Origin of the sequence: Sphingobium sp., from assembly GCA_023266575.1 — a bacterium.
Lineage (GTDB): Bacteria > Pseudomonadota > Alphaproteobacteria > Sphingomonadales > Sphingomonadaceae > Sphingobium.
On the sequence record JAHFPV010000001.1, the window covers coordinates 418,822 to 443,179 of the forward strand.

20 protein-coding genes and 1 tRNA gene are annotated in these 24,358 nt (G+C 64.3%); 15 read left to right on the forward strand and 6 right to left on the reverse strand.

Annotated features, from left to right (window positions below; translation table 11 throughout):
* The first annotated feature begins 54 nt into the window (after window positions 1-54).
* From Q0D44_RS01870 to Q0D44_RS01880, 3 genes are read left to right on the forward strand one after another with little or no spacing between them, the layout of a single operon-like run.
* Window positions 55-1,884, forward strand: a complete 1,830-nt coding sequence (locus tag Q0D44_RS01870) for an HlyD family efflux transporter periplasmic adaptor subunit (RefSeq protein ID WP_294131528.1) — start codon at window positions 55-57, stop codon at window positions 1,882-1,884.
* Window positions 1,885-1,891: 7 nt separating this feature from the next.
* Window positions 1,892-4,045, forward strand: coding sequence for a peptidase M50 (locus Q0D44_RS01875; RefSeq protein WP_294131531.1), 2,154 nt, complete (start codon window positions 1,892-1,894; stop codon window positions 4,043-4,045).
* Entirely contained in the window at window positions 4,038-6,089 is a 2,052-nt protein-coding gene (locus tag Q0D44_RS01880; protein WP_294131532.1) for a DEAD/DEAH box helicase, read from the forward strand. Before Q0D44_RS01875 ends, Q0D44_RS01880 begins: the two co-directional genes overlap by 8 nt.
* Before the next feature lie 43 nt (window positions 6,090-6,132).
* Here Q0D44_RS01880 and Q0D44_RS01885 read toward each other — a convergent pair whose 3' ends face one another.
* The 5 genes from Q0D44_RS01885 to Q0D44_RS01905 all read right to left on the reverse strand — a co-directional run bounded on the left by Q0D44_RS01885 (window position 6,133) and on the right by Q0D44_RS01905 (window position 11,552).
* On the reverse strand, window positions 6,133-7,482 hold the full coding sequence (locus Q0D44_RS01885) for a TolC family outer membrane protein (protein ID WP_294131534.1): 1,350 nt from the start codon (window positions 7,480-7,482) through the stop codon (window positions 6,133-6,135).
* 40 nt (window positions 7,483-7,522) lie between these two features.
* Window positions 7,523-8,494, reverse strand: a complete 972-nt coding sequence (locus Q0D44_RS01890; RefSeq protein WP_294131535.1) for an efflux RND transporter periplasmic adaptor subunit — start codon at window positions 8,492-8,494, stop codon at window positions 7,523-7,525.
* A 313-nt stretch (window positions 8,495-8,807) separates the two neighbouring features.
* Window positions 8,808-8,882: transfer RNA gene (locus tag Q0D44_RS01895), tRNA-Glu, on the reverse strand.
* Between the two features lie 312 nt (window positions 8,883-9,194).
* Complete coding sequence (locus tag Q0D44_RS01900; protein ID WP_294131536.1) at window positions 9,195-9,983, reverse strand: SapC family protein; 789 nt, start codon at window positions 9,981-9,983, stop codon at window positions 9,195-9,197.
* A gap of 129 nt (window positions 9,984-10,112) precedes the next feature.
* Window positions 10,113-11,552 (reverse strand): FAD-binding oxidoreductase, encoded by a 1,440-nt coding sequence (locus Q0D44_RS01905; RefSeq protein ID WP_294131537.1) that lies wholly within the window; start codon window positions 11,550-11,552, stop codon window positions 10,113-10,115.
* Window positions 11,553-11,629: 77 nt separating this feature from the next.
* Here Q0D44_RS01905 and Q0D44_RS01910 point away from each other — a divergent pair, with 77 nt between their 5' ends.
* Both Q0D44_RS01910 and Q0D44_RS01915 read left to right on the forward strand, forming a co-directional pair.
* A complete protein-coding gene (locus Q0D44_RS01910; protein ID WP_294131538.1) occupies window positions 11,630-12,064 on the forward strand; it encodes a hypothetical protein in 435 nt (144 codons plus the stop codon).
* A 136-nt stretch (window positions 12,065-12,200) separates the two neighbouring features.
* Window positions 12,201-13,652: a DEAD/DEAH box helicase gene (locus Q0D44_RS01915; protein ID WP_294131540.1), complete on the forward strand. Its 1,452-nt coding sequence runs from the start codon at window positions 12,201-12,203 to the stop codon at window positions 13,650-13,652.
* A gap of 195 nt (window positions 13,653-13,847) precedes the next feature.
* Here the strand turns inward: Q0D44_RS01915 and radC are convergent, their stop codons facing one another.
* Window positions 13,848-14,543, reverse strand: a complete 696-nt coding sequence (gene radC / locus Q0D44_RS01920; RefSeq protein WP_294131542.1) for a DNA repair protein RadC — start codon at window positions 14,541-14,543, stop codon at window positions 13,848-13,850.
* A gap of 135 nt (window positions 14,544-14,678) precedes the next feature.
* Between radC and Q0D44_RS01925 the strand changes: the two genes are divergently transcribed.
* From Q0D44_RS01925 to recO, 10 genes are all read left to right on the forward strand, one after another.
* Window positions 14,679-17,909: a YdbH domain-containing protein gene (locus tag Q0D44_RS01925; RefSeq protein WP_294131544.1), complete on the forward strand. Its 3,231-nt coding sequence runs from the start codon at window positions 14,679-14,681 to the stop codon at window positions 17,907-17,909.
* Window positions 17,906-18,094 carry a YnbE family lipoprotein gene (locus Q0D44_RS01930; protein ID WP_017182713.1) on the forward strand — a complete coding sequence of 63 codons (189 nt, stop codon included), beginning with the start codon at window positions 17,906-17,908 and terminating at the stop codon, window positions 18,092-18,094. Before Q0D44_RS01925 ends, Q0D44_RS01930 begins: the two co-directional genes overlap by 4 nt.
* Window positions 18,091-18,492: a YdbL family protein gene (locus Q0D44_RS01935; RefSeq protein ID WP_119748246.1), complete on the forward strand. Its 402-nt coding sequence runs from the start codon at window positions 18,091-18,093 to the stop codon at window positions 18,490-18,492. Before Q0D44_RS01930 ends, Q0D44_RS01935 begins: the two co-directional genes overlap by 4 nt.
* A 171-nt stretch (window positions 18,493-18,663) precedes the next feature.
* Entirely contained in the window at window positions 18,664-18,987 is a 324-nt protein-coding gene (locus Q0D44_RS01940) for an AtpZ/AtpI family protein (protein ID WP_294131586.1), read from the forward strand.
* 49 nt (window positions 18,988-19,036) lie between these two features.
* A complete protein-coding gene (locus Q0D44_RS01945; protein ID WP_294131588.1) occupies window positions 19,037-19,822 on the forward strand; it encodes a F0F1 ATP synthase subunit A in 786 nt (261 codons plus the stop codon).
* A gap of 53 nt (window positions 19,823-19,875) precedes the next feature.
* Complete coding sequence (locus tag Q0D44_RS01950; RefSeq protein ID WP_006961951.1) at window positions 19,876-20,103, forward strand: F0F1 ATP synthase subunit C; 228 nt, start codon at window positions 19,876-19,878, stop codon at window positions 20,101-20,103.
* A gap of 85 nt (window positions 20,104-20,188) precedes the next feature.
* Complete coding sequence (locus Q0D44_RS01955) at window positions 20,189-20,683, forward strand: ATPase (protein WP_119748243.1); 495 nt, start codon at window positions 20,189-20,191, stop codon at window positions 20,681-20,683.
* Window positions 20,676-21,290: a F0F1 ATP synthase subunit B gene (locus Q0D44_RS01960; protein ID WP_294131611.1), complete on the forward strand. Its 615-nt coding sequence runs from the start codon at window positions 20,676-20,678 to the stop codon at window positions 21,288-21,290. The genes Q0D44_RS01955 and Q0D44_RS01960 overlap by 8 nt, the downstream gene beginning before the upstream one ends.
* Window positions 21,291-21,643: 353 nt before the next feature.
* Entirely contained in the window at window positions 21,644-23,560 is a 1,917-nt protein-coding gene (uvrC, locus tag Q0D44_RS01965) for an excinuclease ABC subunit UvrC (RefSeq protein ID WP_294131613.1), read from the forward strand.
* Window positions 23,561-23,579: 19 nt separating this feature from the next.
* Entirely contained in the window at window positions 23,580-24,314 is a 735-nt protein-coding gene (gene recO, locus Q0D44_RS01970) for a DNA repair protein RecO (RefSeq protein ID WP_294131614.1), read from the forward strand.
* Window positions 24,315-24,358: the final 44 nt, after the last annotated feature.

Sequence of the window (24,358 nt, forward strand, 5' to 3'; positions counted from 1 at the left end):
GCGCCGGATGATCAGGCGGGCGACAGTTTCAGGGGCTATGATAATTTGAGAGCCATGCCCTCCACATCCGAACCGTCCGATGATGCCCGGCTCTGGGCATCGATGGCCAGCGCACGTGATGCCGGGGCCTTTTGCCGCGCCTGGCTGGATTTGCAATGCGCGCGCACGCCTGGGGCGGTCGCCGGCCTTGTCGTACTGGAAGGGGAGGAAAACAGCTTCGCGCCGGCAGCCTCCTGGCCCACCGGCCCGCAGGATATTCCGCATCTGCGCAAAGTGGCTGAACAGACCCTCGCCAGTGGCCAGGCCGTCGTTGAAAACGACCCGGATCATCCCGCGCATACCGGCATTGCTTATCCTATCGCAGCCGCCGGGCGGACCTATGGCGCGGTCGTCCTCGTCATTACAGGCGCAACGGCGGAGCGATTGCAGCCGATATTGCGCGAACTCCATTGGGGTGTCGGCTGGATATTGTCGATCGTATGGCAGCATCAGGCCACCGAACAGGCAGACAGAAATGCCGCATCCATTGCCGCGCTGGATGTACTGGCGGCGATCGAGGAGCATGAAAGCTTCGATGAATCGGCGGTCAGCCTGTGCAATGCTCTGGCGGTCGCGCTGGACTGTACGCGGGTCAGCTTTGGCAAGGTTTACAAGGACAAAGTGTCTCTCGCCGCGATGTCGCATGGCGCATGGTTTCGCAAAAAATCCGATACCGCCGAAGCGATCGAGGCGGCGATGGACGAGGCGCTGGATCAGGGCGTTACGCTGAGCGTCCCGCCGTCCGACGGCAATCGTCTGATCACGCTTCAACAGGCCCGGCTCGCCGCGGGCGGCGGATTGACTGCGGTTGCGTCCGTGCCGGTGCTCGATCGCGGGCTGCCGGTGGGGGTCATCACGCTGGAGCGCGATGCCGAAGGCGTTGCCTTTGCCCCACGCGACCTGCTGTTTGCGCAGAGCGTGGCGAGCCTGACCGCGCAATTGCTGGCGTTCAAGCTGCGGGAGGAGCGCTGGTTCGGCGGTCGCGCGCGTCGGCATGTGATGGACGGCGCGCGTGCCTTGTTCGGCCCACGCCGTCCGCTTGCCAAGGCGCTTGGCGTTGCCGCTCTCCTGTTGCTGCTGATCTTGCTCGTGCCGCTCGCCCATTTCCGGGTCAGCGCCGACGCCGCGCTGGAGGGGCGGGTGCAACGCGCGGCGGCGGTGCCATTCTCCGGCTTCATTGCGCAGTCCCATGCGCGCGCGGGCGATGTCGTCAAACAGGGGCAGCTGCTGGCCACGCTGGACGATCGCGATTTGCAGATAGATCACGCCCGTTCGGTGAGCGAAGTACAGCAGCTTGACCGGGAATATCGGGAATCGCTCGCCAAGCATGAGCGGTCGAACATGAATCTGGACGGGGCCAAGCTGCGTCAGGCGCAAGCCCAGCTCCGCCTCATCGAGTATAAGCTTGCGCGGACGAATATCCTCGCCCCGCTCTCAGGCGTGCTGGTTTCCGGCGATGTCAGCCAACTCGTCGGCACGCCGGTCAAGGAAGGCGAAATATTGTTCGAGGTGGCGCCGCTCGACGATTTCCGCGTCGTCCTTCATGTCGAGGAAGCGGATATCACCTATGTGCGGCCGGGACAGAAGGGGCGCTTTGCCCCGACCGGGCTTGCCGGGGAGACCGTGCCGTTCGTCGTCACCCGTATCTCCTCCGTGACCGGGACACAGGAGGGAAAGAACACATTTCGGGTCGAGGCCGAGCTGGACAGCGACGCGCCAAAGACGCTGCGTCCGGGCATGGAGGGCATTGCCAAGGTGACGATCGACCGCCGGTCGAACCTCTGGATATGGACACGCGGACTGCGCAACTGGCTCCAGCTTTTCTTCTGGAAGTGGATACCCTGAGCGCATCATGGCCAATCCGTTCCACAGTTCGTCATGGTTTCAGGTCGCGCGGCTCCGCCCCCGGCTCAAGGGGCATGTGCGGGTGCGCAGGCATCACTATCGCGGGCAGGTCTGGTATGTGATTGACGATGGCGCGTCGGGCAAGGCGCACCGCTTCCCCAAGGGCGCCTATGAACTGGCGGGCCGACTGGACGGAACGACCACGGTCGAGGCGCTGTGGGAATTGCTGGTGGACCGTCTGGGTGAAGATGCACCCAGTCAGGACGACGTCATCGCCGCGTTGGGGCAGCTGCATGCTGCGGACCTGCTGGCCAGCGATACATTGCCCGACACCAGCGAAGCCTATCAGCGGCTCAAGAAGGAACGCCGCCAGCGCTGGCTGCAAAATCTCAAAAGCCCCATGTCGGTGCGGCTCAACCTTGTCGACCCGGATCGTTTCCTTACCCGCCACATGAATCTGGTCGCGCCGCTGTTCAGTGTGGCGGGCCTGTTTCTGTGGTTGTGCGTGGTCGTCCCCGCGCTGCTGCTGGTTGGCACCCACTGGAACGAGATGACCGGCAATCTGGCCGACCGGGTGCTGGCGGCGGACAATCTGCTGCTCATCGCCCTCATTTATCCGCTGGTCAAATGCATCCATGAACTGGGCCATGGCTTTGCGGCCAAGAATTTCGGCCGGGAAGTGCGGGAAATGGGTGTGATGCTGCTCATCCTCGTGCCTGTTCCCTATGTCGATGCCTCGCATGTCAGCATCCTTGCCAGCAAGTGGCAGCGCGCGCTGGTCGGCGCGGCAGGCATGATTGCCGAAGTGTTTGTCGCCGCGCTCGCGACCTTTGCATGGGTGCTGATGGAGCCGGGGCTGGCGCGGGCCATCGCCTTCAACATCATGCTGATTGCCGGGGTGTCGACCGTGCTGGTCAACGGCAATCCGTTTCTGCGGTTCGACGGCTATTATATCTTGGCCGACCTCATAGAGATTCCCAATCTTGGCAGTCGCGCAAACAGGTTCTGGGCGCATCTGGTCGACAAATATATATTCCATACCCCCGGCGGACTGCCGTTCGACGCGACGCCAGGGGAGAAAAGATGGTTCCTTTTCTTTGCTCCCGCCGCGCTGATTGCCCGCATGACGATGCTGATCGCCATCGCGCTGTTCGTGGCACAGAAATATTTTGTGGTCGGGGTGCTGATCGCCGTCTGGTCCTTGTGGAGCGGGCTGGGCCTTCCGGTCTGGAAGATGTTTGCCCATGTGATGTCCAGCCCGCAACTGCATGGCAACCGGAAACGGGCGGTCAGGATCACGCTTGGCGTGGTCGGCGCGCTCTTGCTGGCGCTGTTTGCCGTTCCGCTGCCGCTGCACGTCAACGCGCAGGGGATCGTCTGGCTGCCGGAGGAGGCGCATGTGCGCGCTGGCGCAGATGGCGTCATCACCCGGCTGGCGGCACCGGACGGCGCGCGGGTAAAAAGGGGGACGCTGCTGATGCAGGCGGAAAACCCGGTGCTGGAGGCCGAAGTCGAACAGATACGCTGGCGCTTGCGGGAGCTTGAGGTGGAGGCCGATGCCGAATTGGCGGGGGATCTGGTCAAGCGGCAGATCAGCCAGGATGCATGGCGCGAATATTCCCGCAGGCTGGTGGTGCAAGAACAGCGGCTGGGGGATCTGGGCCTGACAGCCGGGACCGATGGCACATTCATGCTCACCCAGGCACCGGCGCAGGATTTGCCCGGCCGCTACGTGCAAAAGGGGACGCTGCTCGGCTATGTGACGCCCGGCTATGCTGCGGTAGCGCGCGTGGTGGTGCCGCAGGACGATATCGAGCTTGTGCGGGCGCGGCTGCGTGCCGTGCGTTTCTGGCTGGCGTCCGAACCGGGGCGCAGCTGGGACGGGACCATTGCCCGCGCGATACCGGGCGGCACCTTCGAATTGCCGAGCGAGGCGCTCTCCACCACCTATGGCGGAAGCATCCCCACCGATCCGGGCGATGAGAAGGGGCTGACCGCGCTCAGCCGCGTATTCCTGTTCGATGTCTCCCTGCCGCAGCAATTGCGCGATGCGCGCTTTGGCACGCGCGTTCATGTTCGCCTGCAACTGGGCTGGGAGCCGGTTGGCTGGCAGTTCGTGCGCCGATTGCGCCAGCTGTTCCTGACGCAATTCAATGGCTGAGGCGACGCTTTCACGCTGGGGGGCGCTCAGTGACAGGCTGCGCGAAAAGGCACGCCATTTTTGGCATGAGGCACGCAGCGATGCCCGCCCCGTCATCGCGCCCTATGCCGAGCGCGGACCAGCGCTATCATGGAAGTGGGACCGGCCGCTCGACCTCATGCTGGGACGCTTCATGCTCGCCGTGCAGCGGGACAAGCCGAGTTTGCTCGATCGGGCGCAGCGCATTGTCCTGCGGTCCGCCGAATGTGCCGATCTGTCCGACGAGGCGCTCAACGCCGCTTGTATCGAGATACGTGAGCGGCTGATGCGCGAACGGCTGGGCGAAGCGGTGGTTGACGAAGCCTTTGCCCTCATTCGCGAAGTCAGCGGGCGGGAACTGGGCCTGCGTCATTTTCCCGTGCAATTGATGGCCGGACTGGTGATGCTGGATGGCGGGCTAGCCGAAATGGCGACGGGGGAGGGCAAGACGATCACCGCTTTGTTGCCCGCGATTACCGCGGCGATGGCCGGTATGCCGGTCCATGTTTTCACCGTGAACGATTATCTGGCCGAACGGGATTGCAACAGCCTGCGCCCGGTGATCGAGCGTTTTGGCCTGCGCTGCGGCCTGATCATCCACGGCCAAGAAAATCCTGAACGCCGTGCCGCTTATGGATGTCATATCGTCTATGGGACGAACAAGGAAATGACCTTCGACTATCTGCGCGATCAGACGGCGTTGGGAAAGAGGCGAGGGCAGGGCCGTCGCCTGATTGCAGAGCTGTTCGGGCAGGGTACGCAGCCTCTTTTGATGCGCGGGTTGCATTTCGCAATCGTGGACGAGGCGGATTCGATCTTCATCGATGAAGCGCGCACGCCGCTGATCCTGTCTGCCGAATTGCCGGGCGACACCGATGGCGTCTATCTCGCGGCACTCGAACTGGCTTCCATGCTAGAGGAGGGGCGCGATTATATTTTGACCGAAGGCACACGCTCGGTCCATCTGACCGCGCATGGCAAGGATAGCGTTGCTGAACTGTCCCAGGGTCTGCCGCACACCCAATGGCGTATCCGGCTGGCGCGCGAGGAACTGGCAATGCGGGCGATTTCCGCCACACGCCTGTTCCTGCGTGATCGGGACTATATCGTGACCGATGGCAAGGTGCAGATCGTCGATGAATCCACAGGCCGTGTCATGGCGGACCGATCATGGGAAGGCGGGCTGCATCAGCTGGTGGAGACCAAGGAGGCGGTGGAGATTTCCGGCGTCCGCAACACTATGGCCCGGATCACCTATCAGCGCTTTTTCCGCCGCTATCGCCGGTTGAGCGGCATGACCGGCACGGCCGGCGAAGTGGCGGATGAACTATGGGCCGATTACGGGCTGAAGGTCGTGGTGATCCCGCGCAACCGCCCCAATCTGCGCAGCGATCGCGGTCATGTGATGGTGCAGTCGGCGCAGGAAAAATGGGCATTCGTTGCCGCCGAAGTCGCCCGGATACACGCACAGGAAGGCGCGCGCCCAGTGCTGATCGGCACGCGCTCGGTCGCGGATTCCGACGCCGTCTCGCAAGCGCTGACCCACGCGGGCATAGTGCATCGCGTGCTGAACGCGCGGCAGGACGAGGAGGAGGCGGAGATCATCGCGCAAGCGGGCGAACCGGGGGCCGTCACGGTCGCGACCAATATGGCCGGGCGCGGCACTGACATTCTGCTAAGCCCAACTGCCAAAGCCCATGGCGGATTGCATGTCATCCTCACCGGCTTTCACGATACTGCGCGGATCGATCGCCAGCTGTTCGGTCGTGCCGGACGGCAGGGTGACCCCGGCAGCACCATTGCGATCACGGCGCTGGACGACCAGCTTTATACGGATTTTGCGCCGCGCGCCGCCCGGATCGTCGGTTCGTCCGCCAACAGCTGGCCCTTGTTCGACGGCAAGGCGAACATGCTGCGGCGGCTGGCACAGCGCAATGCCGAGAAGCGCCACGCCGCCGACCGGCGGCAGACGGAACTTGCCGAGGAGCGCCTTCGCAAGACCATGGCCTTTGGCGGCGGCGAGTAAGACGGTGGCAGGTTGGCACCTGCAACAGGTGGATGCCGCCCGATCAGTCCGGTTTCACGGTCGGCTGATAGAGCATAGTCTTGTCGAAATTGAGGTCCGCGGCGTCCGCCTTGCCCATTACGGCGAGTAGCGCAAAACCCGCCACATAGGCATCGCGCCGCGCGGTGAGCATCGTGACCTGGGCGTTCAGCAGCTCCTGTTCGGCATTGAGCTGATCGAGCAGCGGGCGCAGCCCGGCGCTGACTTCCGCCCGCATTCCTGCCAGCACCTGCTGATTGGCGGTAACGCCGCGCTGGGCGGTATCGGTCACATGGCTCGCAGCCTGCCATGTGGCAAAGGCGGAACGTGCTTCGGCGATGACCTTGCCTTCGGCATCCAGTGCCTGCTTGTCGGCAACATCCTGCTTCGCCAGCGCCTGGCGCGTCTGTGCGCCGGTGCGACCGCCATCCAGGATCGGCATTTTCAGGGTGAGGCCGACAAAGGCGGTGGTGCCGCGATCACCGTTGCGTGGTCCCGTGCCCTGCTCCAGCGAACCGAGATAATCATATTGGCTGATCCCGCCAATCGCGCTGAATTTGGGATAGGCCTGCGATCTGGCGACATCGATATCATAACCCGCGGCGGTCCGCTGCACGCGCGCAGAGGCAATTTCAGGATTGTTGGCCAGCGCCGTTTCCACAGCCTCCGTGGGTGATGCCGGCATTTGCGGCAATGGCGGCGGCAATTCCAGATTTTCGGCCGCATGACCAACCAGCCTGATATATTGCTCCTTGCTCGAAATCAGCCGCGCACCGGCCGTTTCCATCTGGCTTTCCGCCAGCGCCAGCCGCGCTTCGGCCTGCGCCACATCGGTCGGCCCGCGACTGCCAGCCCGGCGGCGATCGACCGCTTCCTTGACGGTATAGCGCATCACCTCGACATTGTTGCGGTTAAGACCGACGACAGCCTCATCACGCAACACATCCATATAGGCCCCAACGACGGCGGAAAACAGGTCCGCCTCGGTCTGGTTCAGGCCAAAATGGCTTGCCTCCACCCGTGCTTTCGCCGCGCTCATACTGCCGCGGACAGCGCCGAAATCCAGCAGCGGAACATTGGCGTTGAGCTGGCCGACAAACTGGCGATCGGGGTTGGAGAAAAACCCGCCCGGCGCTGGTTTGCCGGTGAGGACATTTTCCTGATAGGTCGCGCTGCCATCGATCGTGGGCATCCCGGCGACGCGCGCGAGCGGCACATCCTCTTCGGCAACACGGATGCTGGCGCGCTGGGCGGATATGGTCGGGTTGTTGCGGTAGGCACCTTCCAGCGCCTGTTGCAGGGTTTCGGCGCTGACGTACGACGGCAGGATGGCGCATATGGCGATACCGGCGAAATAGGCTTGCTTCCTGGTCATGTCCGTAAAGCTCCTGTCTGATTGGGATGAGCGGGACCGATTACTCCGGCCGCTTGGCGATGCTTGCGGGTTTGCGATCAATTTCGAGCCGGCAGCGCAGCCCGGCGGGCAGTTTGTTGCCGGGATTGGGCAGCGCCAGGCGCATCCCGAACGTGCCGCTGGCTGCGTCGAAAACGCGGTCGATCACCTTGATCCGCGCCCGATATTTTCCGCCGACCGGCGCTTCGGGAAAGATCGAAACCTCGTCACCGACCTGCACCGCGTCCAGCTGCGCGATAGGGGCGAACACTTCGACATTCAGCGGATCGACCTGCGCGATCGTCAGAATATGAGTCGCGTCTGCGCCCCGATATTCGCCAGGGGCCATGCGGCGTTCCGTCACGATGCCATTGACGGGGCTGCGCACGGTCTTTTGTCCGATCACGCGCTGCGCCTGGACATATTCCAGTCGGGCAACCCGTTGCTCTTCGGCGGCTGCCTTCCGCTCCTCCGCGGCGGATTGCGCGTTGGCGCGCGCTTCGTCCACCACATCGCGGGCGAGATATTGGCTGACCTGGTCCGACCGCTGGCTGACCGTGGCAAGATAGGCCGCGCGACTTGCCGCGGCGCGTTCGGCGTGGGGGTTGGAGGCGCGGGCCTGCGCAGCGGCGGCGGCGGCCCGCTCGACATCGGTGTATAATTGAGCGACGACCTGCCCACGCCGAACATCATCGCCCCTGTCGACATAGATAGTCTGGACTACGCCCTCGACACCGCTGTTCACGCGAACGACCTGGCTCGGCTCGATCAGGCAATCAGTAGGACGGGCAGCATCCATTCCGGGCGGGGCCACGCCATTGCCGCGGCTGGAAGGCACGGCTGTTCCGGCGGCTTTGGCGGTGGCAACAGTGCCGGTAGGAGCTGGCGCTTTCGGGGGCGTAGCGGGCGTTTCCCCGCTGCGCGCGACAAGCGTTATCCCGACAATCAGCGCCAATGCGCCGCCACCGTAAATAACAGCCTGTTTGCGATCCATCGACCAAGCCTCCCCCAAAGCACGGCATCAGACAGCTTCCGCTATCCGTTGCAGTAATCATGCGACTTGTATCTTTGGCGAAAGGGCGGAAATCCGCATTTTCATTCCGCATCGGCAACCTAGCCAACCTGGCAACATGTTGCAACTATTTGTGATGGTGGAATTGTCTTGGATTCGGTCAGTCAAGCATAGCGATTTGGGCGCGATCGCGCGTTTGGCGAACGGCGCGAGGCTTTGTGCCGACCGCACTTGCCAACGATGTTGATGAATTGCCGACGGCGGCTAAAAATTCGCCTGCTGGCCCGTTGGAAAATGGTGACCCCTACGGGAATCGAACCCGTGTTTCAGCCGTGAGAGGGCCGCGTCCTAACCGCTAGACGAAGGGGCCATGGGCCGCGTCGGGCGGCTGGCAGGGGGTGGCCTTTAGGAAGGCGCGCCGGTCGCGTCAAGGAAAACCGCGCCGCACCCACCCCGCTTGGGAAAAGCAGCACTCCAAAAAAAACCGCCCCATGCAGAGCATGGAGCGGCCTAGGTTCAGGGAGGAGACGCCTCCAAAGGGGGGAGGCGCCCATACGATACACCCGAAAGGGGGGCAGGTGCATCGCATGTTCAGTAGATAGGCCAGGTCACATTCCGTTTCAAGAGGAGATGCAATCGCTTTTCTACCAAATATTTCCGCCGTTTCGGGTTAATTCCCCGTTCAGGCTTCGGCAGGCTGCGGCACGGCTGGCTGGGGGATCGGCCCCTTGCCCAGATTGACCTGTGCCTCGAAAATGTCGCGCATCAGTTGCAGCGAGAAGAGATGCGCGTGGATCAGGGGCAGCATCCCGCTCTGGTTGATCTTGCGCAGCTGGTCTCCGCGCAGGTCACGCAGCTTTTCCTCGTTGATCATGCGGAAACCGCGATAGACGAAAGGCTGTTCATTGCCCGGCGTCTGGATCGCGACTTCGCCGTCCATCAACAGGTCCATCTCCTGCAACTCGCGCACGAACTGGCCGGTGCGGGCCGCGGCCTGCTCGAAATCCTCGCAGAATTTCAGCACGCCCTGGGTCAGTTCGCTGGGCTTGCCATCCTCGAACAAAGGCTGGCCATCCTCGAACGCGCCGATCGCCGGGCTGGTCGGGTCAAAGCAAAGCGACAGCTCGTCCGTGTCGGGGCGCAGCTTGGCCAGCATCCAGGGATAGCGGCGGACATAGGCAGGCACATAGGACGGGCCGCGCAGCTTGCCTTCGTCATCGACGAAGATGTTGACGCCTTCATTGAGGCCCATCAGCGCCAGCGGCACCGAATCCGCACCAGCCGAAAAGATGATCGGCACGAAACGCTGGGCCGACACGAATTCGTCGATCGTCAGCGGAATGGCGTGCTGGCTGGTCAGGAACGGGGCCGAATCGACCGCCTTGCTGCGGAAATCGGCATGATCCAGGCTGCTCAGCGGGATGAGGTCATTGTAGAAGATCGGCAGGTTATTCGCGGGCGCGCTGGCCATGATCCGGTATCCATTCTGTCAAAAAGCGACGCTGTGCAGACGCGCCGCCGGGCATAAAACTGGGAGAGGGCGATAAAGCCCCGCGCAGCGGGTGGCAATTGCTTTCACATAAAGGCTCAGGCCTGATCCTCAGGCTTCATCGGGTAGGGGGATGAGTTTCCCCGGATTGAACAGCCCCTGGGGGTCGAACGCGGCCTTGATTGCCCGCAACGCACCGATCCGCGCTGGCCCGGCCAGCCGCGCCAGCTCCGCGCGCTTCATCTGGCCAATGCCATGTTCGGCCGAGATCGATCCGCCCGCTGCAACCACCGCGTCATGGACGAAGCCGTTGATCGCCTGACCCTGTGCCGCGATCCAGCCCGGCCCGTCGCTTGTCCCTTTGGGCGCGCGGACATGGAAATGGACATTGCCGTCCCCCAGATGGCCGAAGGACGACGCCGTCGTGCCGGGAAAATGTGCCATCGCCGCATCAGCCGCCTCGATCATGAAGGCGGGCATCCGCGCCACCGGCACGCTGATGTCATATTGCAATGCTGGCCCCTGCGCCTTTTCCGATTCCGACAGCGATTCGCGGATTCGCCAGAAGGCCTCAGCCTGTGCCTCGCTGGCCGCCACCACGGCGTCGATTGCGATGCCCCGCTCGAACGCCAGAGCCAGCGCGCCCTCTAGCCGCTCGCTCGGACCCGGATCGCGCAGATCGGCATGATCCACCTCGATCAGCACATGCCAGGGCGTCCGCGTCTCGATCGGGCTGCGCGTGCCGGGAATATGCCCCAGCACAAAGCCCAAAGTCTCGTCGGCGATAACCTCAAACCCCTCGACACTGTCGCCCAGCTCCGCCTCAGTGAGCCGCAACAGCGCCAGCGCGTCGGCGGGGGAGGCGACCCCGACCCATCCGACCGCCCGCGCTGCGATCGCCGGGACCAGTCGCAGCGCAGCCGCGGTAATCACCCCCAGCGTGCCTTCTGCGCCGATCAGCAACTGCTTGATGTCGTATCCGCGATTATCCTTCTTCAGCGCGTCCAGCCCGTGGAAGATGCTGCCATCGGGCAGCACCGCCTCCACCCCCTCGACGAGCGCGCGCATCGTCCCGTGGCGCAGCACCTGCGTGCCGCCCGCATTGGTCGACACCAGTCCGCCGATCGTCGCCGATCCCTTCGCCCCCAGGCTCAGCGGAAAGCGCCGCCCGGCCACTTCGGCGGCATCATGCAGGTTGCTCAGGATCACGCCCGCCTCGCAGATCGCCAGATTATCGTCCGCGCTCATGCTGCGAATCCGGTTCATCCGCCGCAGCGACAGGATCAGCGCCGATCCGTCGGCAGGCGGCGTCGCCCCGCCGACCATCGACGTATTGCCCCCCTGCGGCACCAGCGCGACCCCCAGTTCCGCCGCCAGCGCGACCACGGCGGCCACCTCCTCGACGCAGGCAGGCGACAGGATCGCCGCCGTTGCGCCATGATAACGCCCGCGCCAGTCGCTAACCCATGGCGCGATATCGTCCGGGTCGGTGATGACGCCCTTGGGGCCAAGCAATGCTGCAAAGCGCGCGATGATATGCTGTCCAATCATGGGACGCACCTATCTGCGGAATTCATCGACTGTTCAACCATGGGTCGATAGCGTCCGATTCCCAAAAGGGGTCCGATTTGGTTCATTCCATCATGCTGCTGATTGCCGCCACGACGGCTGACCCGGTTCAATGGGCGCAACTGACGATCCAGCAGCGCGTCATCATTCGTGTGCCGATGGCGAAAAAAGGCAAGGCGCCCCCGCGCATCACCGAAAAAGCCGCCGATGCCTGGGACGAGAAAAAGGGGCCGCGCTGCGTCGCCCTGCGCTCGATTCGTGCTGCCGCCATCGTCGTGCGCAACGGGGTCGACCTGATCCTGGCCGACCAGCATCGTTACCGCGCCCGTCTGGAAAAAGGGTGCGATGCCGCCGCTTTCTATTCCGGCTTCTATGTCGAGCCGGACGAGGACGGATCGCTCTGTTCGGGCCGCGACGAGTTACAGGCACGCGGCGGCACCAGTTGCGCGATCGACAGCTTCAAACGGCTGATCGCCGCGGAACCCGACGACTGAGCGTCCCTATCGGGCAACGACCGCCCGTCAAACCGCGCGATTTCCTTGACAAGCGGCCGATATTTCCGCAATGCGCGGCCGATTTCTGTCTCGCTATCGTGCAGGACGGACAAGCCTCCTGTTCCCGGACCATTGAATGACTTTTGCCGATCTCGGCCTTTCCGACGAATTGCTCAGGGCCGTAACCGAGTCCGGTTATGATACGCCCACGCCGATTCAGGCGCAGGCGATTCCGTCCGTCCTGATGATGCGCGACATCATTGGCATCGCCCAGACGGGGACGGGCAAGACGGCCAGCTTCGTCCTGCCGATGATCGACATCCTCGCCCATGGCCGCAGCCGCGCGCGGATGCCGCGCTCGCTGATCCTGGAGCCGACGCGCGAACTTGCCGCCCAGGTCGCGGAAAATTTCGAGAAATACGGCAAATATCACAAGCTCTCGATGGCGCTGCTGATCGGTGGCGTGTCGATGGGGGATCAACTCGCTGCGCTCGAAAAGGGCGTGGACGTGCTGATCGCGACGCCGGGCCGCCTGATGGACCTGTTCGGGCGCGGCAAGATCATGCTGAACGGCTGTTCGCTGCTGGTCATCGACGAAGCCGACCGGATGCTCGACATGGGCTTTATCCCGGATATCGAGGAAATCTGCACCAAACTGCCCGCGCAGCGTCAGACCTTGCTCTTCTCGGCAACGATGCCCCCGGTCATCAAGAAGCTGGCCGACAAATTCCTGTCCAATCCCAAATCGATCGAAGTCGCGCGGCCCGCCAGCGCCTCGATCAACATCACTCAGCGTCTGGTGAAGGTCGATTCGCGCAAGAAGCGCGACACCCTGGCCAAAATGCTGCGCGAAGCCGACGTCACCAGCGCCGTCATCTTCTGCAACCGCAAGACCACGGTGCGGGACTTGAACAAGAGCCTGCAACGAGACGGCTTCAAGTCGGGCGAAATCCATGGCGATATCGACCAGGGTTCGCGCATCGCCGAACTGGAACGCTTCCGCGCCGGCACCGTCAACATCCTCGTCGCGTCGGACGTCGCGGCGCGCGGGTTGGACATCAAGGGCGTCAGCCATGTGTTCAACTATGATGCGCCTTGGCACCCGGACGATTATGTCCACCGCATCGGCCGCACCGGCCGCGCGGGCGCATCAGGCGTCGCCTACACCTTCGTCACCGAAGCGGATGCCGAAGCGATCGACAATATCCAGAAGCTGATCGGCACCAAGATCGAGGTCGTCGGTGCGGCGCAGGCCATCGCCGAAATCGAGCCGACCGAAGAAGCCGCACCCCGCGCACCAAGGGGCCGCAAGCCCCGCGCTGCCAAGCCGGTCATCGAAACGCCAGTGGCGGACGAGCCAGTCGCCGAAAAGCCCCGCGCCGCCCGCCAACCCCGCGCGCAAAAGCCGCGCGAGGAAGCCCCGCGCGTCCAGGCACCGCGTCAGGAAGCTCCGGCCCGTCCAGCCGTCGCCCCCCGCGCCGCCGAAGCCCCCGCCCGCCAGCGCCGCAACGACCATCAGGACGACGGCCCCGACGAAGGCTGGAACGGCCCGGTGCCGGAATTCCTGAACTTCGGCTTCGACGCCTAAATCCTTCTCCCCACGGGAGAAGGATACGCACCCTTGCCAGCTTGCTGGCTAGGCGAAGTTGGATGAGGGCGACCAGACCTACGAAAAATGCCGTTCGGGCTGAGCCTGTCGAAGCCTTTTCCTTCTTTTCAAGAAATGCGGCCCTTCGACAAGCTCAGGGCGAACGGAAGGAGGCGGTCGCGTTTGTAACTCCCCTCACAACAACCCCATCGCCCGCATACTGCTATGCCCGTTCGCGCCCACAATGATATGGTCATGCACCGCGATGTTCAGCCGCTTGCCTGCCTCGATGATCTGCCGCGTCACATCTATGTCCTGGCGGCTGGGTTCGGGTGATCCGCTGGGGTGGTTATGGACCAATATGATCGCCGCTGACCCCAGGTCGATCGCCCGGCGAATAACCTCGCGCACATAGATGGCGGCCTGGTCGATCGACCCGTCGCCCATATTTTCGTCGCGGATCAGCATGTTGCGCGCGTTGAGATGCAGCACCCGCACCCGTTCCACGCCCAGAAAAGCCATGTCCGCGCGCAGATAGTCGAGCAGCGCCTGCCAACTCGCCAGCACCGGCCGCGCGGCCACTTCGTTGCGCAGCGTCCGCAGCATCGTCGCCTGCACGATCTTGATCGCCGCGATGCTGGTGTCGCCCATGCCCGGCACCCGCGCAATCGCCTGCCAGTCGGCGCTCATCAGCCCGCCAATCCCGCCAAATTCGCGCAGCAGTGCCTTGGCCAGCGGCTTGGTGTCGCGCCGGGGAATGGCCAGCGCCAGCAGATATTCGATCAGCTCATGATCATGCAACGCATCCCCGCCGCTCTCCGCCAGTTTCTGCCGCAACCGCGCGCGATGCCCTGCGCCATCATGCGTGACTTTTGCGTCCTGCTCCGCCAAACCCGCATCCCTCGCTACCGGCCATGGACGCTATAAGTTGCGGAATCGCGGGGCAAGGATATTTAAGCGGGCACAGACGTTATGGTCCCGTTACGGACCATCAGCGTTACTTGAAAGCCGGGGTTGGCCATAGGCATGGAAGAACAGGACGGCGAAGAGCAGGTTCGCCGGGGGTGGCTGCGCTGGCTGGGTGTCGGCACGGGGTCGCTTGCGCTGGTGCTGGTCGTGCTCTGGACGCAGCGCGCGCCGATCGCGGAAAATTTCGTCAGCCGCGAACTCAACCGGCGCGGGGTGCAGGCCAATTATGATCTGGTGGATGTCGGTCTGCGCACCCAGCGGATCGAACATATCCTGCTGGGCGATCCCGCCAATCCTGATCTGACCGCCGACTGGGTGGAGGTCGACATCGCCTTTGCCGGGCTGACGCCGCAGGTCGCCGCGGTCCGCGCAGGCGGCGTGCGGATGCGTGGCTCCTATCATAACGGCGTGCTGCGCCTGGGCGAACTCGACAAATTCCGCGATCCCGATTCGACCGCGCCCTTCAGCCTGCCCGACATTCTCCTCTCGCTTGCCGACGCGCGGCTGCGGCTCGATACCGACGCCGGGCAATTGGGGATGCGGATCGACGGGGAGGGCAATCTGCGCTCCGGCTTTCGCGGCAAACTCGCTGCCGTCATGCCCCGCGCCGCCTTCGCCAGTTGCGGCCTGACCGACGGGAGCGCTTCGCTCGCCCTCGCCATGGATCAGGGGCGCCCGCACGTCACCGGCCCGGTCCGCGCCGCCGCACTGGCCTGCCGCGATAGCGCCGCCATCGCCCGCCCGGTCGCCACGCTCGACCTGACCCTCGGCGCAGCCTTCGACCGCTGGAGCGGCCATGTCGATCTGGCGGGCGAGGCGCTCAAGGCCAGCGGCATCGTTCTCGCCGCACCCAACGGTCGCGTCGATTTCGACGGCACGGCATCCGCCACCAGCGGCCGCGCCCGCATCGGCGCAAAGGCGCTGGCGGGGCAGGGGGCGATGCTCGAACAGGCCGCCCTCACCGGCACATGGTCGGTTAAAGGCGGCGAAACCGCGTTGCAAGGCGAACTCTCCGGTCGCCAGCTCCGCGTCTCCGACCGCGATCCGCTGGCCACCCTGCGCGCCTCGACCGTCGGCACGCCGGTAGAGCCACTCGCCGCCCGCCTCGCCGACGCGGTGCGCCGTGCAGGCGACAGCAACCAGATCCGCACCCGTTTCGCCCTTGTCCAGCGCGGCGCAACAGGCAGCCTCGTCCTCACCGACAGTCGCCTGACCGCGCGCAGCGGCGCGCAGGCGGGCCTAGCCCCCGATGGCCGCATCACGCTCGGTTGGCCCGGCCGCGCCGGATCAGCACTCGACTGGGCGCTCGAAGGCGCTCTGCGCACAGAGGGCGGCGGCCTGCCCGATGCCGCGCTCCGCCTCGCGCGTCGCCCCGGCGGAGGCTTTGGCGGCGAATTGTTCGTCAATCCCTATGCCGCTGGCGACGCGCGCCTCGCCATCGACCGCGTCCGCTTCCTCGCCCAGCCCGACGGCACCACCCGCTTCTCGACCGCGCTCCGCCTCGATGGCCCGCTGCCCGACGGACGCCTTCGTGGCCTTAGCCTGCCGATCGACGGCCAGCTTGCCGCCAGTGGCGCGCTGGCGATCAACCGCCGCTGCGTCCCCCTGTCGCTGCTCGAAGCGCGCTATGGTGCCTTCGCCATTGGGCAGACCCGCCAGACGCTCTGCCCGCTGGGCGGCGGCGCGCTGTTCGCCGTGGGGCCAAAGGGCATCAGCGGCGGCGCGGACATTCGCAATCTCGCGCTCACCGGCACCAGCGGCGACAGCCCGCTGCGCCTGACCGCCGATCATGCCCGCATCGCGCTCGGCCAGACCGGTTTCGCGCTCGCCAATCCCGCGCTCAGCATCGGCCCGAACGACGCCCCCGTCCGGCTGACCGCCGCCAGCCTCGACGGCGCAATGACCGCGCGCGGCATGAATGGCAAAGTCAGCGGGGCAGGGGGCCAGATCGGCACCATCCCGCTGATCGCCGAACAGGGCAACGGCACCTGGAGCTTTGCCAATAGCGCGCTCGATGTCCGCGCCGCCATGACAGTGCGCGATTCGCAGTCGCCCGTCCGCTTCAACCCGCTCACCGTCCCTGATTTTGCCCTGACCCTCAAAAATGGCCGCATCGCCGCTACCGGCACGCTGACTGCGCCGCGCAATGGCGCAACCGTCGCCCGCACCGTGATTGCGCATGAACTTGGCAGCGGGAAGGGCCATGCCGACCTGACCGTCCCCGGCCTCGCCTTTGGCCCGACGCTCCAGCCCGACGAAGTCACCCCGCTGGCGCTCGGCGTCGTCGCCAATGTCGCGGCGACCGTGACCGGAGAAGGACGGATCGACTGGACCGGATCGACCGTCACCTCCACCGGCACCTTCCGCACCGACAATGCCAATCTTGCCGCCGCCTTCGGCCCGGTCCAGGGCCTGTCGGGCGAAATCCGCTTCACCGACCTTATCAACATGGTCACTGCACCCGGTCAGTCGGTCAAGATCGCCTCGGTCAATCCGGGCGTCGAAGTCCGCGACGGCACGATCCGCTATCGACTGGAAGCCGGACAGAAGGTGCGAATCGAAGGCGGCGGCTGGCCCTTCTCCGGCGGGCAGCTGGTCCTGCTCCCCACCACCATGGATTTCAGCGCCGATGTCGATCGCTATCTGACCTTCCGCGTCATCGGCCTGGATGCGGGCGCTTTCATCCAGGCGATGGAGCTGGACAATATTTCGGCCACCGGCACGTTTGACGGGCTGATGCCGCTCATCTTCAACGCGCAGGGCGGGCGGATTGCGGGCGGGGTTCTGGTCGCCCGACAACAGGGTATGCCCCCGCTGCTGATGCCCGAAGGCGTGCTGCCGACCATTCCCTGCGATCCTTCGCTTCAGTCGGGCGTGCTGTCCTATGTCGGTCCGGTATCGAACGAACAGCTTGGCACGATGGGGCGGCTGGCCTTCGACGCACTCAAAAATCTGCAATATAAATGTCTGACAATCCTGATGGATGGCGCGCTGGACGGCGAGATGGTGACCAATGTCGTGTTCAACGGCGTCAATCGTGGCCAGTTGGGCGGCGCACCGGCGGGGCTGGCGCGCAACTTCACCGGCCTGCCTTTCCTGTTCAACGTCCGCATTTCCGCGCCTTTCCGGGGACTGCTCGGCACCGCCCAGTCCTTCATCGACCCGTCGCAACTGATCCAGAACAGTATCGGCGACCAGATGCAGGCGAACATGAAGAGCAAATTGAACGAAAGCCTTGCGGTTCAGCCTGCGGAAAGCGACAACATGCCAAACGGGGAGCGCAAATGAAGAAGCAAGCAATCATGATGGCGGGTTTCGCCGGTCTGGCCCTAGGGGGCTGTATTCAGGTCAAGGCGCCTGACAAGCCGATCGAAATCAACCTGAATGTGAAGGTACAGCAGGAGGTCGTCGTGCGCCTGCAACGTGACGCACAGGACCTCATCCAGAATAACCCGGAGTTGTTCCCGCAATGACACGCAAGATTCTCCTGATCGCCGCCGGTGCCGCTGTTGCGCTGGCGACCGGATTTGCGATGACCGCGCCCGCCCGCGCCCAAACTGGTGCCGTCGCCAGCGCGATGGCGGCGGGGACCGTGGGCGAACAGGCCGACGGCTATCTCGGCATCGCCGGGACGGTGGGGGCCGATGTCCGCGCCGAAGTCGAATCGATCAATATCAAGCGCCGCGCCGCCTATACCCAGTTGGCCAGCCAGCGCGGCGTCACGGTGCAGGATGTCGCCGCCGCCACCGGCTGCCAGACACTCAGCAGCCGGGTCAAGACTGGCCAGGCCTATCGCATCGGCGCTGGCGCATGGCAGACCAAGGGCGCAGGCGCGATCGCGCTGCCCTCTTACTGCGCAACCGCGGGCTGAAAATCCCGCTCTGGCGGACTTTTCTCATTCCTTCGTCCGGGTGAGGTAATCTCTGCCCAACCATGGTTGACTATCCGCAATCGCCTTTCTAAACGGGCCGCGCCTTGACGGGTGCAGCCGCAAGCGCCATGCCGCCTGCCATATGGGGTCAAACCCCGATGGAGGATGATCATGGTTGCGGATGGACCCGGACAGGACCCGGCGGGGGAGGACGCGCGCATCACGTCTCTGGAAGAGCGAATTGCGCGTGCTGAAGCCGTCGAAAAGGTCAGGCAGGGGGCTGTGGAGCAGCAGGCGGACGATGGGTCTCGCCTCGGCAACCGGGTTCTTGCGGAACTGATCGGCGGTCTTGTCGGCGGTGCGTTGATCGGCTGGGTTCTCGACCGGCTGTTTGGCACATCCCCATGGCTCCTGCTCGTTTTCCTCGGTCTTGGCATCGTGGCGGCGTTCAGGAACATCATCAGATTGACGACGACGAAGCGTCCCCCGGAATAAGGGACGCTTTATTCTTAGTCCGACGGTTTAGACGTAACAGGGGTCCAGCGTGGCAGAATCCGGCAAAATCGATCCGATGCATCAATTTGCGATCGAACCCCTGTTCGGTACGGATCATCTGTCGCTCGGCGGCTTCAACATCGCCTTCACCAACAGCGCCCTCTACATGGTGCTGGCTGCTGTGGTGCTGTGGATCTTCGTGATCGGCGGCATGAAGCGCGAACTGGTCCCCGGTCGCTGGCAGATGGCGGTCGAATATATGACCGGCTTCATCAAGAACCTGCTGATCGCGAATATCGGTGACAAGGGGCGCAAATATATCCCCTACGTATTCTCGCTCTTCATGTTCATCCTGCTGGCCAACCTGCTTGGTCTGCTGCCGCTGGGTCTGGTCGGGCTTCACCCCTTCACCTTTACCAGTCATTTTACCGCCACCGGCGTGCTGGCGATCATGAGCTTCTCGATCGTCCTGATCGTCGGCTTTGCCAAACATGGCTTCCATTTCTTCTCGCTCTTCATTCCGCACGGCACGCCTGCGTTGATGGTAGGGCCGCTCTTCCTTATTGAACTCGTCTCCTTCATGGTGCGTCCGTTCAGCCTTGGCCTGCGACTGTTCGTCGCGATGACCGCTGGCCACGTGCTGCTGAAGGTGCTTGCGGGCTTCGTCATCAACAGCGCCAATGCGTCGCCAGCCCTGGGCCTGACCGTCGGCACCGCCAGCTTCATCCTGATGATCGGCATCAGCGCGCTGGAAATGCTGGTCGCCGTGATCCAGGCCTATGTGTTCGCGCTGCTGACCTCGGTCTATCTCAACGATGCCGAGAACCTGCACTGAGTTTCATCTGATTTCGTCAACAATTACATTATTCTAACGAAGGAGTTTACGACATGGACGCAGAAGCCGCAAAGCTGCTCGGTGCTGGCCTGGCCGCCATCGGTGCGGGCATCGCCGCCCTCGGTGTGGGCAACGTGTTCAGCGCATTCCTCGAAGGCGCACTGCGCAATCCGGGTGCCGCTGATGGCCAGCAGGGCCGTCTGTTCATCGGTTTCGCCGCGGCGGAACTTCTGGGTCTGCTGGCGTTCGTTATCGCCATGATCCTGGTGTTCGTGGCCTGACACGGTTCGGACGCGGGCAGGGCGGTATCGTGCCGTCCCGCCCGCATCCCCTTAAATTGACCGCGCCCTGATCGGACGGATAGATATGCCTCAAATCGCGCAAATTGCCGAAACCTACTCCAGCCAGATTTTCTGGTTGCTGTTGACCTTCGGCTTCGTGTTCTTCGTCATCGGCCTCGGCATGGTGCCCAAGGTTCAGGGTACGGCGGACGCGCGCGACGCGAAGATCAGTGGTGATCTGGACGCGGCCAAGGCCGCCTTCGCCCGCGCCGACGAAGCGGAAGCCGACTATCGCGTCCGTGACGCGCAAAGCCGTGCCGCCGCCCAGGCGACGCTGGTTCAGGCCAAGGCGCAGGCCGCCAAGGCATCCGAAACCAAGCTCGCTGCCGCCGATGCCGAAGTCGCCGCCAAAATCGCGGCCGCCGAAGCCCGGATCAAGGCCGCAAGCGACGCCGCTCTGGCAGAAATTGAAACCGTCGCTGCCGATGCGGCACGCGACATGGTGGCCCGTATCGCTGGCGTGCAAGCGTCGGACGATGCAGCCCGTAACGCAGTAAAGGCGGCACTGGCCCATGGCTGAGGCAGCAGCACAGCATCAGGGCGAAACGCCCCCGACCCTCGACCAGGCGATCCATGCCGAAGGGATGGAGCCGGTCGGCACCGTCGCGCATGAAGGCGTCGCCCCCCATACTGACCCCAAAGCGGTCGGCATGGACGCTACCGCCTGGGTCAGCCTGGCCATGGCAGCCTTCATCGCCATCCTCTTGTTCAAGAAGGTTCCGGCGCTGATCGGCGGCGTTCTCGACGGACGGATCGCACAGATCAAGGCCCAGCTGGCCGAAGCCTCCAAGCTTCGCGCAGAAGCTGACGCGCTCAAGGCGGAATATGAGGCGAAACTCGCCGCCGCCACTGGCGAAGCCGAAGCGATGCGCAAGTCCGCCGAGCATGAGGCTGAAACCCTGCTGGAGGACGCCCGCACCGCCGCCGCCGACCTGGTCGTCCGCCGCCAGAAAATGGCCGAGGACAAGATCGCCGCCGCCGAACGCGCCGCCATCACCGCCATCCGCGCCCGCGCCGTCAACGCCGCGACCAGCGCTGCCGCCAGCCTGATCGCAGAGGGCCATAACGCCAGCGCCGACAAAGCCCTGGTCGATAGCGCCATCAAGGGTCTCGGCCCGGTCGTCTGATCGAACCACGCGAGACAAAACGCAAAAGGGCCGGGCGCAATCCCGCCCTTTTTCGTTGGCACGGAAATCCCCCCTGCAAGGGGAGGGGAATTGCATATGACTTTTCGTTATTTCTACAACGTCATCCTGAACTTGTTTCAGGATCCATCGTGCCCCAAACGCCGCCGCCGCGCGTGACGAGAAATGGATGCTGAGCCGAAGGCCAGCGCAGCTAAACAAGTTCAGCATGACGATGAAGGGCGGGGGGGCGTTTCATATGCACAATAACACTGCCGGAAGGAGGGAGGCTTCTCTGTAGCCCTTACCCCACCGCCCCCATTGCGATCCCCGCCCGGCACGCTATCTCATCCCCCATGTCGCAACCCCAATCCCCCGACCGTTTCAATGAGGACAAGGCCAGCTACACGGTCCGCGGGTCCGGCACGCCCGACCTCGACGTCGGGATAGAGGCGATCCGCACCACGCTGCGCACGCTGCCGACCCGCCCCGGCGTGTACCGGATGCACGACGCGCGCGGCGATGTCCTCTATGTGGGGAAGGCGCGGGCGCTCAAGAACCGCGTCGCTAATTATACCCAGGTCGACCGGCTCCCCCGCCGCCTGCAACGCATGGTCGCCCAGACCCGCAGCATGACCATCGTCACCACCAACAGCGAGGCGGAAGCCCTGTTGCTGGAGGCGCAACTGATCAAGCGCTACCGCCCGCCGTACAACGTCCTGCTGCGCGACGATAAAAGCTTCCCCTTCATCCTGTTGCGGGAGGATCATGCCTTCCCCCGCGTCCAGAAACATCGTGGCGCGCGCAAGGCGAAGGGCCGCTATTATGGCCCCTTCGCCAGCGCAGGCTCGGTCACCCGCACCATCAATGCGCTGCAAAAACTCTTCCTGCTCCGCTCCTGCACCGACAGCTTCTTTGCCAACCGATCGCGCCCCTGCCTCCTCTATCAAATCAAGCGCTGCTCGGCCCCCTGCGTCGATCGCATCGGCCCGGACGGTTATGCCGAACTGGTCCGCGACGCGCAGGATTTCCTCGGCGGCAAATCTACCAAGGTGCAGCAGAAGCTAGGCACCGCAATGCAGGCGGCGTCCGACGCGATGGATTTCGAGCAGGCCGCGGTCATCCGCGATCGCCTGAAAGCCCTGACCTTCATTCAAGGGTCGCAGGCGATCAACGCCGAAGGCCTTGGCGACGCCGATATTTTCGCGCTGGCGCAAAAGGGCGGGGCGATGTGCATCCAGGCCTTCTTCATTCGCGGCGGCCAGAATTGGGGGCATCGCAGCTTCTTCCCGGTCCACACTGCGGAGGTGGCCGAGGATGAAGTGCTGGCCAGCTTCATGGCGCAATTTTACGAGGAAGTGCCGCCGCCCAAGCTGGTCCTGACCGACCGCGCGCCCGCCGAATGCGAATTGATGGCGCAGGCGCTGACCGAACGGATCGGCAGCAAGGTCCGCATCGAAGTCCCCCAGCGCGGCGACCGCACCCGCCTGATCAAACAGGCGCAACGCAACGCGGTGGAGGCGCTCGACCGCCGCCTCGCCGAAACCACCAGCCAGGGCAAGATACTCGACGAGCTGGTCGAGACGTTCGGGCTGGATGGCGTTCCCGACCGCATCGAAATCTACGACAACAGCCATATTCAGGGCGCCCACGCGCTTGGCGCGATGGTCGTTGCCGGACCCGAAGGCTTCCGCAAAAACGCCTATCGCAAGTTCAACATGAAAAATCCCGAAATCTCCAACGATGATTTCGCGATGATGCGCGACATGTTCGAACGCCGCTTCGGCCGCGCCCAGCGCGAAGATCCCGACCGCGACAGCGGCGAATGGCCCGATCTGGTCCTGATCGACGGCGGCAAGGGCCAGCTATCGGCGGCCCGCGCCATGCTGGAGGAAATGGGCATAGAGGATGTCACGATGATCGGCGTCGCCAAAGGCCCGCATCATGGCCGCGACGGGCGGGAAGTGTTTCACCTGATGGACGGCCGCGAACTCATGCTGCCGGTCAACCACCCGGTGCTCTTCTACCTCCAGCGCCTGCGCGACGAAGCGCATCGGTTTGCCATCGGCGCCCACCGCGCGAAACGCAGCAAGGCGATCACCGTATCGTCGCTGGATGAAGTCCCCGGCATCGGCCCCGCGCGCAAGAAAGCCCTGCTCATGCACTTCGGCACAGCCCGCGCCGTCCGCGACGCTGCGCTGGAGGATCTGGCCCGTGCGCCGGGCGTGTCGACGGCGGTAGCGCAGCAGGTCTATGACTATTTTCATGGGTGATGGCGGGCTAGGATAGGCCATGTCCATCCTCGCCACCCCCGCCATCGTCTGCTCCCTGCGCCCCCATGGCGAACATGGCGCGATTGCGCGGCTGTTGACACCCGATCATGGTCTGATCGCGGGCTATGTGCGGGGCGGGCGATCCCGCGCGATGCGCCCAGTACTGCTCCCCGGCAACGCCGTCGCCGCGACCTTTCGAGCGCGGACGGAGGATCAGCTGGCCGGCCTGACCGTCGAACTGGCACACAGCCGCGCGCCGCTCCATGCCGAACCCTTGCCCGCCGCCGCGATCGACTGGGCCTGCGCGCTGACCGCCGTCGCGCTGCCCGAAGGGACGCCCTATCCCGCGCTCCACAGCGCGCTCGACGGCGTGCTGGGTGCGGTGGAGGCGGCCCCTGCCGCGCGTGGCTGGGCGGTGGCGCTGGTCCGCTACGAACTGCTGCTGCTCGCCGAACTGGGCTTTGGCCTCGACCTCAGCCGCTGCGCCGCGCTGGGTGATGCCGACGACCTCGCCTATGTCAGTCCGCGCAGCGCGGCGGCGGTCAGCCGGGCAGGGGCGGTCGGTTACGAAAGCCTGCTCCTGCCGCTCCCGCCCTTCCTGCTGGAGGGCGGCACGGGCGAATGGAGCCAGATACTGGACGGACTGCGCCTCACCGGCTTCTTCCTCGAACGCTCCATCCTCACCGACTGGCGTGCCGACGTGCTGGCCGCCCGCGAAAGGCTGGTCGATCGACTCAAAAGGGCGGTTGCGTGAAACCTCCTGTCTCCATAAGGGGCAGCCACGCAATATAAGGAGTC

Excerpts from the sequence above, each read along its gene's own strand:
- recO (WP_294131614.1), top strand. The coding sequence starts at position 23,580 with ATGTCCATCCTCGCCACCCCCGCCATCGTCTGCTCCCTGCGCCCCCAT.
- Q0D44_RS01925 (WP_294131544.1), top strand. The coding sequence starts at position 14,679 with ATGGAAGAACAGGACGGCGAAGAGCAGGTTCGCCGGGGGTGGCTGCGC.
- Q0D44_RS01875 (WP_294131531.1), top strand. The coding sequence starts at position 1,892 with ATGGCCAATCCGTTCCACAGTTCGTCATGGTTTCAGGTCGCGCGGCTC.
- Q0D44_RS01890 (WP_294131535.1), bottom strand. The coding sequence starts at position 8,494 with ATGGATCGCAAACAGGCTGTTATTTACGGTGGCGGCGCATTGGCGCTG.
- Q0D44_RS01960 (WP_294131611.1), top strand. The coding sequence starts at position 20,676 with ATGGCTGAGGCAGCAGCACAGCATCAGGGCGAAACGCCCCCGACCCTC.
- Q0D44_RS01940 (WP_294131586.1), top strand. The coding sequence starts at position 18,664 with ATGGTTGCGGATGGACCCGGACAGGACCCGGCGGGGGAGGACGCGCGC.
- Q0D44_RS01950 (WP_006961951.1), top strand. The coding sequence starts at position 19,876 with ATGGACGCAGAAGCCGCAAAGCTGCTCGGTGCTGGCCTGGCCGCCATC.
- Q0D44_RS01905 (WP_294131537.1), bottom strand. The coding sequence starts at position 11,552 with ATGATTGGACAGCATATCATCGCGCGCTTTGCAGCATTGCTTGGCCCC.
- Q0D44_RS01885 (WP_294131534.1), bottom strand. The coding sequence starts at position 7,482 with ATGACCAGGAAGCAAGCCTATTTCGCCGGTATCGCCATATGCGCCATC.
- Q0D44_RS01880 (WP_294131532.1), top strand. The coding sequence starts at position 4,038 with ATGGCTGAGGCGACGCTTTCACGCTGGGGGGCGCTCAGTGACAGGCTG.
- uvrC (WP_294131613.1), top strand. The coding sequence starts at position 21,644 with ATGTCGCAACCCCAATCCCCCGACCGTTTCAATGAGGACAAGGCCAGC.
- Q0D44_RS01900 (WP_294131536.1), bottom strand. The coding sequence starts at position 9,983 with ATGGCCAGCGCGCCCGCGAATAACCTGCCGATCTTCTACAATGACCTC.
- Q0D44_RS01930 (WP_017182713.1), top strand. The coding sequence starts at position 17,906 with ATGAAGAAGCAAGCAATCATGATGGCGGGTTTCGCCGGTCTGGCCCTA.
- Q0D44_RS01955 (WP_119748243.1), top strand. The coding sequence starts at position 20,189 with ATGCCTCAAATCGCGCAAATTGCCGAAACCTACTCCAGCCAGATTTTC.
- Q0D44_RS01870 (WP_294131528.1), top strand. The coding sequence starts at position 55 with ATGCCCTCCACATCCGAACCGTCCGATGATGCCCGGCTCTGGGCATCG.
- Q0D44_RS01915 (WP_294131540.1), top strand. The coding sequence starts at position 12,201 with ATGACTTTTGCCGATCTCGGCCTTTCCGACGAATTGCTCAGGGCCGTA.
- Q0D44_RS01935 (WP_119748246.1), top strand. The coding sequence starts at position 18,091 with ATGACACGCAAGATTCTCCTGATCGCCGCCGGTGCCGCTGTTGCGCTG.